The sequence below is a fragment of the Natronomonas gomsonensis genome, from assembly GCF_024300825.1.
Lineage (GTDB): Archaea > Halobacteriota > Halobacteria > Halobacteriales > Haloarculaceae > Natronomonas > Natronomonas gomsonensis.
The window spans coordinates 163,969-179,173 of the sequence record NZ_CP101323.1 but is presented as its reverse complement, the minus strand read 5'-3'; the positions used below and the strand labels follow the sequence as shown (position 1 = coordinate 179,173).

Below are 15,205 nucleotides of genomic sequence, written 5' to 3'. Positions count from 1 at the left end.
CGATACGCGACGAATCGAGCCGAGAAGATGCGGACCCACGTCGAGGCCGAACATGAGTAAGAAACAGAACGACAACAGCGCCTACGCTGCCGCACTGCTGAACAAGCATATCACCGAAGGCGACGACGAGGTACTCCTCCCGCACGCTGGGCTGGTCCAAAACGCCGACTCGCGAGAAGCGCTGAACTTCGCCTCGGCACTCTACGACCCCGACGACTCCGATATGCCGGCGGACTTCGAGGACACGCGCTATTACAAGATGGCGGTCTCCTCGGCAGCGACCGACACGGCCACCGAGGCGGTTTCGGAGGGCAACGTCTCCCAGATGCAGTTCGCCGTCGGCATGGTCGACCACTCCGAAGGCCGGCAGGTCGGCCTCTCGCGGCTGATGGAGGAGATGAGCTACGAAGCCTACATCGGACTCATCAAAGGCTCACCGGGAACTGGGAAGACGGCGCTGGCAATCAATATCGCCCATACGCACGCCGTCTTCAACGGCGCCGAAATCGCCACGAACATCGAGGAGTGGGCCGGTGCCGATCACTACGTCACCACCTACGGCGAGTTGGTCGACGTGCTCGAATCGACGAGCGGCCGGGTCATCATGGTGCTCGACGAAGCCGACAACCATCTCACCGGCCGCGGCGGCGACGCACAGAAAGCGGCTGACCTCGCGAAGAAAATCAAGCTCATCCGAAAACAACAGGGAGACATCCTCTTCGTCGGCCAGACGAACAAGGGACTCCACCCCGAACTCCGCGAACTCCTCTCGCTGGTCATCGAGAAGCCCTCTCGCCGTGACAAGGGTCGAGCGGTCGTCTACCAGCGGATGTCGAACAACGGCCCGCGAGACAAACTGTTTGAAATGAAGGGCCTCACCGACGCGAAATTCGAGTACGACACCTACGAGGAGTCGGGCTGGTCGTGGGAAGGACTCGACGACGATGACGACGGCGACGACGAAGATGTCGAGGCAGTTGAGAAACGCAAGGACATCGAGACGGTCCTCCGCGCGAAGATGCGCGGGGATACGCACCCGCAGGCGGCCGAATTAGTCGAGCACGGGCGCGGCTGGGTTGGCTCACGCTGGCGCGAGTGGCTGCGCGGCGAGCATCGAGATGTTGTGGCGATGCCGGATGACCCACCAGAGGCCGTTGCGAAAGGATTAGAGAAAATCGACTGACGGCGCTGGAATCCCTTCGCCACAACCCCAACAGGCCCCCCAACCTGCGCATATATCTATATCTAACGGGCGCATATGTGGCCGATTTCTTGTGGTCCGACCCCGACCGACCCCGGTAGGTGCGGAAGAAACAGGAAAAATCGAGAGAAGCGCGGAGTTTGAAGGCTGAAGCTGGGCTATTCGTGCCAGACGACGGTACAGACGATTTCTGAACTGTCGACGGGCTCGTCACGGTAGTCGTTGGCGTCGCCTTTCGTGACGACGCGGTCACCCTCGATCTCGACGACGCGGTGCCGCACATCGTGACTGCTGCCTGTGGCCTCGCCGTCGATGACGACGATGTCGCCTTCCTGGTAGTCAGCCCAACTGAGACAGAGCGCTCGGTCGCCTGGTGACAACGTCGGTTCCATCGAGCCGCCGATGCCGGTCGAGAGGTAGACGCCCGCGGCGCTGGTGTCGAGGCCATCCTCAACGGGCGGGTTGTCGTGGAGCCCGACGGCGGCGCCGACCATCGCCCAACTCCAGATGAGCGCGATGGTGAACACACCGAGCCCGACCGAGTAGACGACATCGTGAAGCGTGAGCGTCATTGGTCGATGCCTCGCTGGTAGGGGTGTTGGTTCTTCGCCCCACGACGCTCTTCGAGAATGCGTTCGAGCGCATCTGCTCGCTTTCTCCGAATGTGGAACTCAGACTGACGCTTGATGTCCTCGATGGTAGTCTCCCGCTGTCGGCTTCGAAACATCCCCTGTAGTTCATCGAATGGAAGCAGCCGGTGGGATGGCTGGTTCGGCGACTCGAATGGTTCGAGCGGCCGAATCTGGCGTCCACACCACTGGCAGTACCGGGCTGCTCGCGACGAGTAGCTGGAGCAGAAATCGCACTGACGACCGAGCGTCATAGAGTCAGCCCGCGAAAGTAGTCCCGTAGGAAGGTCATCGTCACAGCGAGGCCGATGAGGCCGATTCCGACGACGTACCCCTTGTCGAACCACGGAAGTGCGAGGAACCACGAGGTGATGATCGCGATAGCGGTGTAGACGCCGTGTTGGCCCAGAAATGAGAAGAACACGATGGCAACCCCGGAAAGCGCGAGGAGGCCGACACCCGTGTGGAACGAGTCAGTCATCGGAGACCTCCGTGTCGACACGGCGGTACTCGACGACATGGCCCAATCCAGTCACCATGTCGTGTTTCCACGGCCAGTCGCGTCCAGCGTAACAGTAGAGGCGCGCTGTTTCACCACACGAGCACTCAACATCGAAGGTTCGGTCTTCATCGACTTCCTGTTCGTAGGGCATCGTTCCCAGAGTTGACTGTTCTCTCTCGCGTGTGGATGTCTCATTCATGCCGAACCACCTGCCTGCGAGGGCTTCGGTATCGAGGCCTCTGAAAACAGGGAAACACGGAGGTTATCCGCCTGAAGACCGTATTTAGAGCCACGTTGCCCTCTACCCACTCTCTCGGAAACTCTCCGGTTCCAAAGAAGACACTTTACTGTCCTAATTGCGGTCATGCAAGCCTCATCGACGGCAACTGGACGGTTCGAGAACACGGCGACACCGCCGACATCGATTGTCCTGAGTGCGGATGGACGATTACCACTCGTCCTAACTCTGACCAGATGACCGACGACAGTGAGGGGCCCCGCGAGAAGCATCTCGCCCCCTGACTCCGCTGTGCTGTCCGTAGATGTATCGCTCATCGCTGGCCTCCGTCGGTAGCGACGCGGTCAGTGTCGTCCCACACGACCTGCGAGGTAGCCCACGCGGCGGCGCCGAACGGGACGTTCATCCGACCCAACTGATACTTCCGAATCGTCTTCTGCTCCTCGGGAATGTCGTACTGTGAGGGGATGGGGCCGTCGTATCCCTGTTCCTCGATCTCCCGCTCGGTCTGCTGACGGGCTGCTTCGACCTCGTCGACAGTCTGTCGGTGGACGGTAATCTTCCCGTTGCGGATGGTGATGAAGCTCTCTTGGTTGAGCGGACTGAGAAGCCGCTCGACAACTTGGGACTTCCCACACTGCTGCGTGTGGAGTTTGTCGCGGGCTTCCTCGACACCGACGCGACGGACACCTCTCGGGTGGTTACTGGCGTCGAGCAGTTTCTCGAAGGCGGCCAGCAGTTCGGGATGCTCAGGCTTGTGGAGTTCGGCGTTTCGCTCTTCACCAACGTCGTGGGCGTCGACAACCTCCTTCAGCGTCTGTCGGATGAGTTCGGCCCGACTGAGGTCTCGCTCTTCGGCGATGTCGTCGAGCTTGTCCATGTCGACGGCGCCGGGGTCGAACGATACTCGGGAGGGGTTCGACTCGATTTGTTTGCTCATCGCTGGCCCCCCATGAGACCGACTGGCATGATTACGTCCGTGATTACGTGGTGATTACGGGGACGGCGGCGGGTTGACCAATACGTAGTCGTGCCCCCCCTATGCGGTGAGAACGGCGGCCTCACGCGGGCGGGTGCGTGCGCGATATTGGCGTCGCGTCGGCGTCGGCATCGGGCGACTCGGGTCATCGTCGGCCCTCCTCGGCGTGATGACCACCGTCGGCCATCGCTCGCTCGACGTGGTGGTCGTGACGGGCGTCATCGTCTTCGAGGCGCTGTTGGGCGACGTGCGACCGTGCGGCCCACAGATGGGCGCAGGGACCGTCGTGGAACGCCCAGCCGCGACAGCGGCCGATGCGGTCGCCCTCGTCGTCGAGTTGCCAGCAGTCGGCCTCCCAGCCATCTGTGGAGCGTGAGAGGACGACCTCGTGGTCGTGCTCGGAGTCATCGTAGATGACGAGATAGGTGTGGGCGTCGTCGAGGGGCGCGACGAGCGGGTTGTCGGTGCGACTCCGTTTGAGTGAGCCGTCCTCGCAGTCGAGATCGAAGCGGACGACCTCGTGCCCGGCGGGCTCGTGCTCGTCGATGGTGGGGTAGCTGGTGATGCGGCGCTGTGGGGAGTCAGACATCCGAATCACCTCCACCGATACCGCCGGTATACAGTATAGACGAAGCGGCAGTTATTTTGTCTGAGTAATAAAAATATTTTTTATAGTATCTACTGTAGAAACTGATGGACGGTAGGCGAGAGGTGCATCCCCCACCACCATTTCGCATTCTTCTCCCTACTGCTCCTTTTCGAGTAAACTGGACAGCCCCGTCTATAGACTGGAAGATCATCGTTCACCCCCGTCCGAGCAGTTGGGACAGTAGTCGTTCGGGATGCCTGAGCCGGTGGTAGTACCCCGCTTCAGACGGGTGCCACAATGGGGGCAGAAACGGGTCATTGCTGGACCCCCCTCGGGGGTGAGGCGGTTATCGGTTGAGAAATGCCGAGAGCATCGCTAAGGGATGCTGTGTCGGTTTGGAAAGTGGGACCGCCGTGATTCGAACACGGGTCCAACGGACCCCATCCGCAGAGGATACCACTACCCCACGGTCCCTTGCATTTCGACGGAGGGCGCACCGGCCTTTAACCTCTTCGTTTCGATGCGGGCTACACGAGGACGCGTTCCAGTTCGACCACCTCGCCGCTGTCGGCGTCGGGATCGCCGACGAGGTGGCCGAGACACACCGCCGCGCCATCGGGCGTGTAGCAGACGACTAGCGAACCCGTTTCGGTTCCATCAAGCTCGCTGGCGATGATACCGGGTGCGAACACCGGCGCGCCGTTTGCGATTTCGCGTGCCGCGGAGGGGGCGACGGTCAGCGATGGGATTCCGTCCAGCGCCCGCTCGGCCGGGTGGACGACCTCCCGTAGCAGTTCGGCGTCGTCGTTCTCGCGCCAGAAGGCGAGGCCGTCGGCGAAATCCTGCAGCGTTGCGAGCATCCGGTCGTTGAAGATGCCCGTCTTCGTCCGTCTGAGGTCCCCCATGTGGGCGCCGGTGCCCAATGCGAGGCCGAGGTCGTGACACAGTTTTCGGATGTAGGTCCCGCTTTCGCACTCCACGTCGAGTAAGACGCGTCGGTCGTCGACTTCGAGGGCCTCAAGACGGTGGATTGTCCGGACTCGAAGCCGCCGCGCGACGGCGGACTTCCGCGGTGGCTTCTGGTACAGCGGCTCCTCGAACTCATCGAGGGTCGATTCGAGGTCGTTCGGTGCCGCCGCGTGCAGTTCCAGCACCGAGACGTACCCCTTCCGACTGTCGTCGAACACCTGTGCGGCACGCGTGGCCGTTCCGGTCAGGATGGGGAGACAACCGGTGACTTTGGGGTCGAGCGTCCCCGCGTGGGCCGCCTGTCCAACGTCGGCCATATCCCGAACCCAGGCGGCGACCTGATGGGCCGACGGTCCCGGTGGCTTGTCGAGGTTGATGACGCCGAACTCGAGCAGCGTCGCCGGGTCACGGTCGTCGGGCGGCCCACGTTCCTCCATGTTCAGAACTCGTAGCGGACGTTATCGACGGGTGCTTTCCCCTCGTCGCTCTCGACGTCGTAGGACTCCAGCGTCGTGAGGACGACGTTGAGGACGCCCTCTGGCGAGAGGCGAGCGGTGTTGAGCGCGAGGTCGTAGATGCCGAGTTCGTCGATGTCGATGTTGTAGTACTCCCGATAGCGGAGCGCTTCGCTGTCACCGCGTTCCTTCGTCTCCTTGCGTGCGAGTTCGACGGATTTGTCCTCGCGGTCGGCGATGCGTTCGGCGCGAATCGACAGCGGCGCGTCGAGCCACACCCGGAAGTCTGCGTGTTCGCCGGCCATCCAGCCAGCCAGTCGGGATTCGAGGACCACGTCGTCTCGCTCTTCGGCGATTTCCCGCTGTCGACGGTCGAGGTCGCGGTCTATCTGGTCGTCTTCCTCGGCGAGTTTGTTCAACTCCAGCGGCGTGAGGCCACGCTCGGCGGCCAACTCCCGGAAGATGTCACCACCGCTTACGTGTTCGTATCCGAGTGCCTCGGCCAAGGAGGCAGCGGCCGTACTCTTCCCGCTGCCTGCGGGGCCGGAGATGGTCACCAACATATCAGTACTCCGCCGCTGTGACTGAAAGAGGTTACTCTTCGGGGCCGGGCTCGAATCACGCCGATAGGTCAGTTGGACCCGTTCGCTGCGTCACCTCGATCGCACTCAGTGGTAACCAAAAACACATCACGTGGGTGGGAATCAGCCGTCATCCAGTAAATTTGCCGCGGCCCCGAACGGTTTTTTACAATCTGGTCAAGCCACCGAACGTCGTATGTTCGACGAAATCAGTCGACGAGCGATGCTCCGTCTGGGCGCGGGGGTTGCCGCAGCCAGCATTGCGGGGTGTACGGATCAGGGGAACGATTCTACAAACGATGATTCCGGAACGCCGACGCCCGACGGCGAGTACATGAATGGAGTCGGAGACGATGCCGCTATCTCCTTCGACGTTCCGTCGGACGGCACGACGATACACAGTCCGTCCCTCCAGTGGACGGCGTCGGCCGACGGCGTCACCATCGAGGAGGCTGGACAGGTCAACGAGGGTGCCGGCCACTACCACATCATGATCGACACCGAGCCGGTCACGCCCGGTGAGACGATTCCGAGTGACGACCAACACATTCACTACGGAACGGGGCAATCCGACGGCGTCCTCGAACTCGGCCCCGGCGAACACACCCTCCATCTACAGGTCGCCGACGGAGAACACACGGCGATGGGACTGACCGACAGTGTTGACGTGACCGTCGAGGATACTGCCACGCTCGATGTCTCTACGTCCGTCGACGGCAGCGTCGTCGACTGGGAGGCCACCGCCGAGGACTACACCATCGAGCCGTCGAGCAACGGCGTCAACTCCAACTCCGGCCACCTCCACGCTATCATCGATACCGACCCCGTGGCGGTCGGCGAGGTGATTCCCAGCGACGCCCGACACGTCCACTACGGCGACGGGTCGACCAGCGGTACTCTCGACCTCGAAGAACAGTTAGGCGAGGAGTACGAACCCGGCGAGTACACGATACACTTCCAGGTTGGGAGCGGTACCCACCGAGGAACACTAGTTCGCACGGAGACGACCGTCACGACATCGTAGGGAGCGAACCGCTCATTTCTTTTCGACCGTGAACGGAGAAGAAAACGTGGCGGTCGAAGACCGCAGCGCTGCCACCGGATTACGTCGGCGTCGTCTGGATGTTCAGCGCCTTGCGGATGACCTGCGTGAAGCACATCGAGCAGACGAAGTACCAGACGATCCACGCCTGAATCGGCCCGACGAAGCCTTGGGTCCACTCCACCTGCCCGACGATTGGCATCACCATCGTCGCGAGTTCGTAGTGTTCCGGCCCACCGCGGAAGCCGATAGCCCAGTACATCCACAGGAACACGGGGATGGTAAGCAGCATAATCCACACCATCGGTCGGAACTGCTCTTTGAACATGCCCATGTTGTCGGCCATCGCCTCCATCTGCTCGTCTTGGATACGTTCGAGTTCCTCGTCGTCGCCGCGTTCTTTCGCCGCCTTGCGCTTGTCCTGGATGTCCTTCATCCGCTGTTGGTACTCGCCCATCAGTTCCATGTCCATGAGGTTCGCCTGCAACAGCGTCGAGTATAGCCCCGTAAACAGCGACAGAATCATCACGACCGCGAAGAACGGGAGGATATCGAGCAGCGGCCCCAGGAGGATATCGAGCGTACTCGCAAGCGGGTCTCGGACGGACTGGAAGGTGTAGCCGGCGAACATTGACACCGAGCCGACGGCGGCGAGTTTGTCCCACTTCGTCCACGAAGAGCCCTCGTCGGGGGCATCCGGTATCTCGAGGTCGTCATCTTCTAACGCCTCCCGCACCGCGTCGGGATTTTCGAGGTCGAACCCTTCGCCGTCGGAATCGACGAGGACGCCCTTCTCGATGAGCCGTCCCCACTGTCCGCTCGTGAGTTCGTCTGAGACATCCCCCCACGAGACCGTCCCCTCGTTGGCGCGTTCGAGGACGTACTCGATGGCGGACTCCATCTCGGGGTCCTCCCGGACGAGTTCCTGTACTTTCGATGCCGTGCGTGCCATTACCCTCCCTAGTCAAGGGCGGGTAATCAACCTTTTACCTTGGCGACGCACTCGACTCGGCGAGCGGACGGACCGCGAAAAGATGTTTTCCGCCGTTCAGACCGCGTCTTCGATGGCTGCCTGCAGGTCAGCCCACACTTCGTCGGGCGTGCCCTCGCCGTCGATGCGGACGAGTTCGCCCTCGTCGTCGTAGTAGTCGATAACTGGCTGGGTGTTCTCCTCGAAGACGTTGAGGCGCTCCTTGACCGTCTCTTCGTTGTCGTCGTCGCGTTGGATGAGTTCGCCGCCGCACTCGTCGCAGACGCCCTCCTCTTCGGGCGGGCTGAATTCGACGTGGTAGTTCGCGCCACACTCCGAACAGACGCGTCGACCGGTGAGTCGGTCGACGAGTTCCTCGCGGTCGACATCCAGTAGAGCGACCAAATCGAGGTCGGTGATGTCGTCGAGGTACTCCGCCTGCGAGAGGTTTCGCGGGTAGCCGTCGAGGACGAATCCGTCAGCGTCATCCAGCGCCGCTTGGACGATTTCGTTGACCACGGGGTCCGGAACGAGTTCGCCCGCCTCCATGAACGACCGCGGCGTCCCGTGTTCGGTCTCCATGTCCTTGTTGGCGCGGAGCGCATCGCCGGTGGTGACGTGGTCGACGTCGTAAGTCTCGGCGATGTTTTTCGACTGCGTTCCCTTACCGGCCCCCGGCGCCCCGAGCAGCAGAATCTTCGGCTGGCTCATACCGGCAGTTTTACCCCTCCAGTAAAAGGCTTGTCTGAATCGTCTCGGCGCCGGCTCCGCTCAGGTCTCTGCAGTGAGACCGAACTGGACGCGCATCGTTCCGGACTCGTCGGAGTCCTGCTGGGGAATCGACGGAAAGGCCCGCTGGAAGTCGTCGCCTTCACGCCACGAGAAGTTGTCTAGTGCGATCCAGTAGTCGCCGCGTGAGAGGTCGGTCGTGAGGTCGTTGAGGTTCAACACGTAGAAGGCGCTGCCCGAATCGACGTAGCGGGCGCGGTCGTTTCGGAGATACGCCCGGTACTCCCGCTCGTCGTCGAAGAGGATGACGTCGATGGGCGGCCCGGAGCGAACGATGAGGTCGATACTGACGGTGACCGGCGAGTCGAAGGAGAGGCTCCACGTCTTGCGCTCGCCGGCCGGCAGGACGAATTTCTCGTAGATACGTTCGGCGCGTTCGACGGACTGGGCGCGCGTTTCGGCCGCGTCGGTCGAGCGACTCGCCGCCTCCGTCGGCGTCGCCGAATCGGTCGGTTCGGGCGTCGCAGTCGCCCTCGATCCCGTCGGCGTCGAGTCCGTACGTCGCGGCGAGTCGGCATCGTTCCCGAACCGTCCCGTCTGACACCCCGCAAGCAATCCCGACCCCAGCGCTCCGACCGCGGCCAACACGGAGCGACGACTTCTAGTCATTTTCGTGTCATTCATTCGCGGACTATAAGAAACATGTGGTAGGGACGACCACCGAACCGGCCGTATCCACCGGTTTACCACCGGAGGCGAACCAAATATTTAAGCGACTATCATAACAACACGCCGTAAGGTTCGACGGAGGGGGGGCCGCCGCCGACTCCGGACGTGGCTCGACACAATGGGACGGAGAAACAAACTGGCATTGCTCGTAGTGGCACTCGTGGGGGGTATCGTGTTGTTCGCCGTCGGTGCGCCGGGGTCGGTTCCCGGACTCGGTGAGTCACCGACGATGGGTGACCCCGGCGAGTCGACGCCGAGAGACGGAAACGTCGGTACCGCTGACGGGACGCCGACCAACCCGACGCCCACAACGACGGCGACGCCGACCGCCACGCCGACCGAGGCGCCGACGGAGACACCCACTGCCACACCGACCGCCACGCCACAGCCGCCCCGCGATGTCGACACCGCCGCAGTGGTCCGGGCGATACAACGGGAGTTGGCACTGTATCGGAACTACTACGCGAACGCGGGGCCGACGCCACAGAGCTACTACGACGCGTCGCTGTCGACGACCGGCACGATTCCGTCGAAACTCGAGCAGGCGGCGTCGGTCCACAGCGAGCGGATGGCCGCCGAGCGGACGGTGAGCCACGAGGCGGGCGGAATCGGCACCCGCGCGCGACTCGAAGCGGTCGGTCTCGACTCCTGTAGGGTCGAAAACAGCGGAACGCTCCTCTCGGGGCGGCAGCTCGAAGGGTTGTACAGCGTCGACATCGGAGAGGACTCCGAGCCGGAGGTGGGGCGGCGAATCGCCGACGGCCTGATGAGCGACGACCACGCCCGACGGTCCCTGTACGCCGATGGTGCGGATTACCTCGGCGTCGGCGTGGCCACCGCCGACGGTCGGGCGTACGCGACCGTCCTCGTCTGCTGACGGAGCAGCGTCCTCAGGCCAGTTCCGTGAGAAAGCGGTCGACCGTGGCCGCGTCATCGAAATCATACTCGATTTCGTCGAGACCGGCATCGAACCGGAGTCGAGTGCCGTCACCGGTCGCTCGGGCGTCGTGAATCCGTTCTCGTCTGTACCCTTCGAGCGACCAATCGAGGCCGACGTGCCGTATCTCCAGGACCCGGTCGGTCGTCACGACGACGCGAGTACACCACCGCGAGAGCAATCCGTCTGTCGCCCGCGCTCCGACGACGAACGCCTCCCCGGACATCAGTACGTCGTCGAGACGCGAGCGAGTGCGGTCGTCGAGGTCCGCAGGGCGTTCGTACAGCGACACACCCCACCCACGAAGCACGGGTAGAAAACGGTGACGAACGCGCCGAGCGTCGCCTTCATACCTCGGCACGCCAACGGTCCTGTATGTCACCCCAAGCGACGACGCCCGTCGACAGGCGCCGACTGGTCGTCGAGGCCATCGTCGCCCATCGACGGGAAGGAGGCGACCCCGTCGTGTTCGAGGCTGTCGACCGCCGCCTCGAGTACGACGACCGGCGGCTCCGGTTGGAACTCGACGCCGACGAGCGCGACCGCCTCGAAGCGCTGCTGTCGGCGTACCACGTGTTCAAAGTCAAACAGCCCGACACCCGAAAGGCCGACGACGAGGTCGTCTATCTCTCGGCGGTCACCGACCCGAAACACGCCGCCGACTTCGTCGAATCGCTGTTTCGAGACCTCTACGGCGCCGACGAGGGGTACGAACTCGAAATCCGGCGGCCGTAACGGTACCTTTTCGTGAGTACCCAGCGAACCCGACGACGAATGTACGTCGTCATCGTCGGGGCAGGTGATATCGGAATCCCACTCATCGAAATCGCGACATCGGGTGGAAACGAAGTCGTCGTCATCGAGAACGACGACGAGCGTGCCGAGCGTGCCGCCAGCCAGTTCGACTGCCTCGTTCTCAACGCCGATGCGACAGTCAAGGAGACGCTCGCCGACGCCGGACTCGACAGAGCGGATGCAGTCATTTCGACGACCGACCAGGACGCGACGAACATCATGGTGTGTCTCCTCTCCCAGGAGTTCGACGTACCGCAAATCGTCTCCGTGGTCCACAACCCCAAACACATGAACATCTTCCGACAAATCGGCGTGAACACGATGCAGAACCCCCAGCGGCTCATCGCCGAGTACCTCTATCGAGCCGTTCGCCGGCCCTCCGTCGTCGACTACATGCACATCGGCGAGGAGGCCGAAGTGTTCGAAGTCGCTGTCGAAGAAGGCGCCCCAATAGTCGGGCTGACGATTTCGGAGGCGGCCGAGGAAGGATTACTGGGGGATGAAATGCTCATCGTCGCCATCGAACGGGACGATAACGAACGGCCGATTACACCCCGAGGAAACACCCGAATCGAGAGGGGAGATATGGTGACGGCGTACTCCGGGACGGGGATTACCGAATCTGTCCTCGACGTATTCGTCTCATAATGGAGCGGACACGAACGCAGGACCTCGCGACGATTGCGCGTGACATCGGGTCGCTGCTGCTGATAGAGGCCCTCGTGATGACGGTCAGCCTCGGTGTCGCTATCGCCTTCCGAGAGTGGTACGCCGCGCTGGCGTTTCTCGTCTCCGGTGGTTTGACAGCCGGCATCGGCGGGCTCGCACGGTGGCGGTTCCTCGACGCGCCAGCCCCCCTGATGAAACACGGGATGGTAATCGCGGCTGCCGGTTGGTTCTGTACGGCGGTTCTCGGCGCGTTGCCGTTCCTGTTGACCGCACACTTCACCCCACCGGCCGTCGCAGCGGCGACCGCAAACGCAGCCGGGTTCGAGGCGTCGAGTCTTCGGCACTTCCGGCATCCGCTACACGCCCTCTTCGAATCGATGAGTGGGTGGACGGGGAGCGGCCTCACGATGGCCGTCCACGAACCGACCCTTCCCCGTGCGATTCAATGGTGGCGCACCGTCATCCAGTGGGTCGGCGGTGTCGGGGTCATCGTTCTCACGGTCGCCATCCTCGCGCGTCCGGGAAGCGGGAGTTACACGCTGTATCAGAGCGAAACCCGAGAGCGGAAGATTCACCCGAGCGTCGTCTCGACGGTCCGAACCGTCTGGAAGATCTTCTTCGCGTACACCATCGTTTCCATCATCGTCCTCTTCGTTGCGCTTCGAATGAGCGACTACGGGCGTTCCCTGCCGCTGTTCGAGGTGGGTTGGCAGGCCCTAAATCATGCGATGACAGGACTCGCGACGGGAGGGTTCAGCGTCACCGACAACTCCATCGGGACGTACAACTCACCGCTCGTCGAAGCCGTTCTCCTCCCGGTGATGACCCTCGGTGCCATCGCGTTCCCGATTCATTTTGCCGTTCTCTCAAACCGTGACCTCGGAGGATTGGTTTCAGACATCCAGACCCGATGGCTGTTCGTCCTGCTGGGCGTCGGTGTGGTCGCACTGTCGTTTCAGAACCTCTTGTTCGTCGGTGAGACGGGCGTACTCGGGAACGCGGTGCCAGTCCCCGAGATACTCGCCCAGCACGTAACGACGGCGGAGGCCGACGCCGTTCGGGACGGAACGTTCCAGTTCGTCAGCGCGCTGACCTGTACCGGGTTCCAGTCCTCGCCAATCGCCAACTGGAGCGACGGCGGAAAACTCATCGTTTCGGGAGCGATGGTCGTCGGCGGAGCGGCGGGGTCGACCGTCGGCGGCATCAAGATTATTCGCGCGTACGTCATCGCGAAGGGCATCAAATGGCAGTTCTCTCGGGTGTTTCTCCCCTCGACTGCGGTTGCGACGGCGAACGTGGGAGACCGAACGCTCACGCGCCAGCAGATGGACCGAGAGTTCAGCGAAGCCGCCATCGTCGGTGTCCTCTGGATATCGCTCCTGGCGGCGTCGAGTATCGTTCTCGTCAACCTCGCGGGCCCCGATTTCAGTTACGCCGATGCGCTCTTCGAGGTAGCAAGCGCACAGGGGAACGTCGGGTTGTCGACGGGTATCGTCGGCCCGTCGATGCACCCGCTTGCAGAAGCGATGTTCGTTCTCAACATGTGGATTGGCCGCCTCGAAATCATCCCGGTGTTGGTGTTCGGACGAGCACTCATCTACGGCCTGCGCCCCTGAATCGCTCACTCGCGTGTGATGCCGATGAACAGCGCCAACACGGGGACGATTTCGAGACGTCCGACCCACATCAGAACCACCATCAGAAGCCTCGACGACCGCGGAAATTTGATATAACTGCCGAACGGGCCGAGTGAGCCGAACCCCGGACCGATGTTTCCGAGCGTCGCGATGGACGCACTGAGCGCCTCCAGTGTCGTGATGTCGTATCCGATTCTGTGTGCGTCCAACGAGATGACCACTGTCGCGACTCCGAACAGGAGGAGATACAGGAGTGTAAACGACATCACGCCTCGAACGGCGTCTTCGTCGACGACGTTGCCTCCGAGACGAATCGGCTCAACGATGCTCGGCCGGGCCGTTTTGTACAGTTCTCGCCGAATCGATTTGACGACGATGAGCCACCGAACGACTTTGACGCCACCACCAGTCGAGCCAGCAGACCCACCGATGAACATAGCGAACAGGAGCACCATCTGTGCGTTGCTATCCCACTGAGCGAAGTCGCTCGTCGCGTATCCGGTCGAGTTCAGCAACGAGACGACCTGGAACGTCGCTTGCCGGAGCGAGTTCTCGGCGACACCCTCCGTCGCCCCACCGAGGTCCAGAACCGGTGCAGTTCCGGAGAACAACAGTGCCGTCAATACGGCCGTCACCGCGGCGATACTTCCGGCATACCACCTGAACTCGGGATTTCCGGTCAGTTCGTCGATTTCACCTTTGAGAACGTGCCAGAACAGCGCGAAGTTGACACCCGCGACGAACATGAAGGGGATAACGACCCACTGAACTGCCGCGGAAAACGCCGCGATGCTGTCGGCCTCCGGTGAGAACCCACCCGTCGGAAGCGTCGTAAAGCCGTGTGCGACGGCGTTGTAAAACGTCATATTCGGGGCCAGATTGGCCAGATGCAACCCGTAGAGCAACAGCACGTAGACGACGGTGAATCCGAGATACACCAACCAGAGTGCGCGCGCGGTTTCCGCGATTCGGGGCGTTAGTTTCTGTAGCTCCGGACCGGGCGCCTCCGATTGCATCAGTTGCGCTCCGTTGACAGCCAACTCCGGAAGGATGGCAATCATCAGAACGATGATACCCATCCCACCCAGCCACTGCGTGAGTTGTCGCCACATCAGCAACGCGTGGGAATGTTGCTCGAAGCTTATCTCACCCATGACCGTCGCCCCTGTCGTCGTGAATCCGGACATCGATTCGAACAGCGCGTTCACCGGCATAGCCAGCGTGGATGAGGTGCCGTAGCCGGCGAGTAAGTACGGAACTGCGCCGATAGCCGCGACGGCCAGCCAAGAAAACGTAACGAGGGCGAGTGCCTCGGGGGCGTCCACCTCGGGGTCCCTGTCGAGTCGTTCGAGCGCGAGACCGACGGACACCGTAATGGCAATCGAGGCGGCGAAGACCCAGATATCGTCACCGTAAATTACAGCTACGGCGAGCGGAATGAGCATCGCCACTGCGAGATACTTGACGACGGTCCCAACAAGGCTAAAACTCGTCCGCCAACGAACTCGAAACCTCACTGGACGACGACCTCCATTACGCGTCCCGTCTCACCGC

The 15,205-nt window shown here is 62.2% G+C and carries 20 protein-coding genes and 1 tRNA gene; 6 read left to right on the top strand and 15 right to left on the bottom strand.

The window, feature by feature from the left end; genetic code table 11:
- The first annotated feature begins 52 nt into the window (after nucleotides 1–52).
- Entirely contained in the window at nucleotides 53–1,183 is a 1,131-nt protein-coding gene (locus tag NMP98_RS00960) for an AAA family ATPase (protein ID WP_254859578.1), read from the top strand.
- Nucleotides 1,184–1,359: 176 nt separating this feature from the next.
- On the opposite strand, the gene NMP98_RS00955 is transcribed toward NMP98_RS00960, so the two are convergent.
- From NMP98_RS00955 to cmk, 10 genes are all read right to left on the bottom strand, one after another.
- Nucleotides 1,360–1,773: a S26 family signal peptidase gene (locus NMP98_RS00955; RefSeq protein ID WP_254859576.1), complete on the bottom strand. Its 414-nt coding sequence runs from the start codon at nucleotides 1,771–1,773 to the stop codon at nucleotides 1,360–1,362.
- Nucleotides 1,770–2,084: a hypothetical protein gene (locus tag NMP98_RS00950; protein ID WP_254859574.1), complete on the bottom strand. Its 315-nt coding sequence runs from the start codon at nucleotides 2,082–2,084 to the stop codon at nucleotides 1,770–1,772. Before NMP98_RS00950 ends, NMP98_RS00955 begins: the two co-directional genes overlap by 4 nt.
- Nucleotides 2,081–2,311, bottom strand: a complete 231-nt coding sequence (locus NMP98_RS00945) for a hypothetical protein (protein WP_254859573.1) — start codon at nucleotides 2,309–2,311, stop codon at nucleotides 2,081–2,083. The genes NMP98_RS00950 and NMP98_RS00945 overlap by 4 nt, the downstream gene beginning before the upstream one ends.
- The gene (locus tag NMP98_RS00940; RefSeq protein ID WP_254859570.1) at nucleotides 2,304–2,531 is read right to left on the bottom strand and encodes a hypothetical protein; all 228 of its coding nucleotides are present in this window, start codon (nucleotides 2,529–2,531) and stop codon (nucleotides 2,304–2,306) included. Before NMP98_RS00940 ends, NMP98_RS00945 begins: the two co-directional genes overlap by 8 nt.
- Nucleotides 2,528–2,887: a hypothetical protein gene (locus NMP98_RS00935; protein WP_254859569.1), complete on the bottom strand. Its 360-nt coding sequence runs from the start codon at nucleotides 2,885–2,887 to the stop codon at nucleotides 2,528–2,530. The genes NMP98_RS00940 and NMP98_RS00935 overlap by 4 nt, the downstream gene beginning before the upstream one ends.
- On the bottom strand, nucleotides 2,884–3,510 hold the full coding sequence (locus tag NMP98_RS00930; RefSeq protein ID WP_254859567.1) for a hypothetical protein: 627 nt from the start codon (nucleotides 3,508–3,510) through the stop codon (nucleotides 2,884–2,886). The genes NMP98_RS00935 and NMP98_RS00930 overlap by 4 nt, the downstream gene beginning before the upstream one ends.
- Nucleotides 3,511–3,694: 184 nt before the next feature.
- A complete protein-coding gene (locus NMP98_RS00925; protein ID WP_254859565.1) occupies nucleotides 3,695–4,138 on the bottom strand; it encodes a hypothetical protein in 444 nt (147 codons plus the stop codon).
- 403 nt (nucleotides 4,139–4,541) lie between these two features.
- Nucleotides 4,542–4,612, bottom strand: a tRNA-Pro gene (locus NMP98_RS00920).
- A gap of 53 nt (nucleotides 4,613–4,665) precedes the next feature.
- Nucleotides 4,666–5,544: an RNA-guided pseudouridylation complex pseudouridine synthase subunit Cbf5 gene (locus tag NMP98_RS00915; RefSeq protein WP_254859563.1), complete on the bottom strand. Its 879-nt coding sequence runs from the start codon at nucleotides 5,542–5,544 to the stop codon at nucleotides 4,666–4,668.
- Nucleotides 5,545–5,546: 2 nt separating this feature from the next.
- A complete protein-coding gene (cmk, locus tag NMP98_RS00910; RefSeq protein ID WP_254859562.1) occupies nucleotides 5,547–6,125 on the bottom strand; it encodes a (d)CMP kinase in 579 nt (192 codons plus the stop codon).
- Between the two features lie 214 nt (nucleotides 6,126–6,339).
- Between cmk and NMP98_RS00905 the strand changes: the two genes are divergently transcribed.
- Nucleotides 6,340–7,167 (top strand): DUF4399 domain-containing protein, encoded by an 828-nt coding sequence (locus NMP98_RS00905; protein ID WP_254859561.1) that lies wholly within the window; start codon nucleotides 6,340–6,342, stop codon nucleotides 7,165–7,167.
- Nucleotides 7,168–7,246: 79 nt separating this feature from the next.
- Here NMP98_RS00905 and NMP98_RS00900 read toward each other — a convergent pair whose 3' ends face one another.
- The 3 genes from NMP98_RS00900 to NMP98_RS00890 all read right to left on the bottom strand — a co-directional run bounded on the left by NMP98_RS00900 (nucleotide 7,247) and on the right by NMP98_RS00890 (nucleotide 9,553).
- Entirely contained in the window at nucleotides 7,247–8,137 is an 891-nt protein-coding gene (locus NMP98_RS00900) for a DUF106 domain-containing protein (RefSeq protein WP_254859560.1), read from the bottom strand.
- A gap of 96 nt (nucleotides 8,138–8,233) precedes the next feature.
- Nucleotides 8,234–8,866 carry an adenylate kinase gene (locus NMP98_RS00895; protein ID WP_254859559.1) on the bottom strand — a complete coding sequence of 211 codons (633 nt, stop codon included), beginning with the start codon at nucleotides 8,864–8,866 and terminating at the stop codon, nucleotides 8,234–8,236.
- Between the two features lie 60 nt (nucleotides 8,867–8,926).
- Nucleotides 8,927–9,553: a hypothetical protein gene (locus NMP98_RS00890; protein WP_254859558.1), complete on the bottom strand. Its 627-nt coding sequence runs from the start codon at nucleotides 9,551–9,553 to the stop codon at nucleotides 8,927–8,929.
- 178 nt (nucleotides 9,554–9,731) lie between these two features.
- Between NMP98_RS00890 and NMP98_RS00885 the strand changes: the two genes are divergently transcribed.
- The gene (locus NMP98_RS00885) at nucleotides 9,732–10,490 is read left to right on the top strand and encodes a spore germination YkwD domain-containing protein (protein WP_254859555.1); all 759 of its coding nucleotides are present in this window, start codon (nucleotides 9,732–9,734) and stop codon (nucleotides 10,488–10,490) included.
- A 13-nt stretch (nucleotides 10,491–10,503) separates the two neighbouring features.
- Here NMP98_RS00885 and NMP98_RS00880 read toward each other — a convergent pair whose 3' ends face one another.
- Nucleotides 10,504–10,842 carry a hypothetical protein gene (locus tag NMP98_RS00880; RefSeq protein ID WP_254859554.1) on the bottom strand — a complete coding sequence of 113 codons (339 nt, stop codon included), beginning with the start codon at nucleotides 10,840–10,842 and terminating at the stop codon, nucleotides 10,504–10,506.
- 83 nt (nucleotides 10,843–10,925) lie between these two features.
- Here NMP98_RS00880 and NMP98_RS00875 point away from each other — a divergent pair, with 83 nt between their 5' ends.
- Genes NMP98_RS00875 through NMP98_RS00865 form a run of 3 tightly spaced genes read left to right on the top strand, consistent with a single transcriptional unit; the run spans nucleotide 10,926 to nucleotide 13,630 of the window.
- A complete protein-coding gene (locus tag NMP98_RS00875; protein WP_254859553.1) occupies nucleotides 10,926–11,285 on the top strand; it encodes a DUF7975 family protein in 360 nt (119 codons plus the stop codon).
- Nucleotides 11,286–11,324: 39 nt separating this feature from the next.
- Nucleotides 11,325–11,993, top strand: a complete 669-nt coding sequence (locus tag NMP98_RS00870; RefSeq protein ID WP_254859552.1) for a potassium channel family protein — start codon at nucleotides 11,325–11,327, stop codon at nucleotides 11,991–11,993.
- On the top strand, nucleotides 11,993–13,630 hold the full coding sequence (locus NMP98_RS00865; protein WP_254859551.1) for a TrkH family potassium uptake protein: 1,638 nt from the start codon (nucleotides 11,993–11,995) through the stop codon (nucleotides 13,628–13,630). The genes NMP98_RS00870 and NMP98_RS00865 overlap by 1 nt, the downstream gene beginning before the upstream one ends.
- A 5-nt stretch (nucleotides 13,631–13,635) precedes the next feature.
- Here NMP98_RS00865 and NMP98_RS00860 read toward each other — a convergent pair whose 3' ends face one another.
- Nucleotides 13,636–15,168 carry a TrkH family potassium uptake protein gene (locus NMP98_RS00860; RefSeq protein ID WP_254859550.1) on the bottom strand — a complete coding sequence of 511 codons (1,533 nt, stop codon included), beginning with the start codon at nucleotides 15,166–15,168 and terminating at the stop codon, nucleotides 13,636–13,638.
- Between the last annotated feature and the right edge of the window lie 37 nt (nucleotides 15,169–15,205).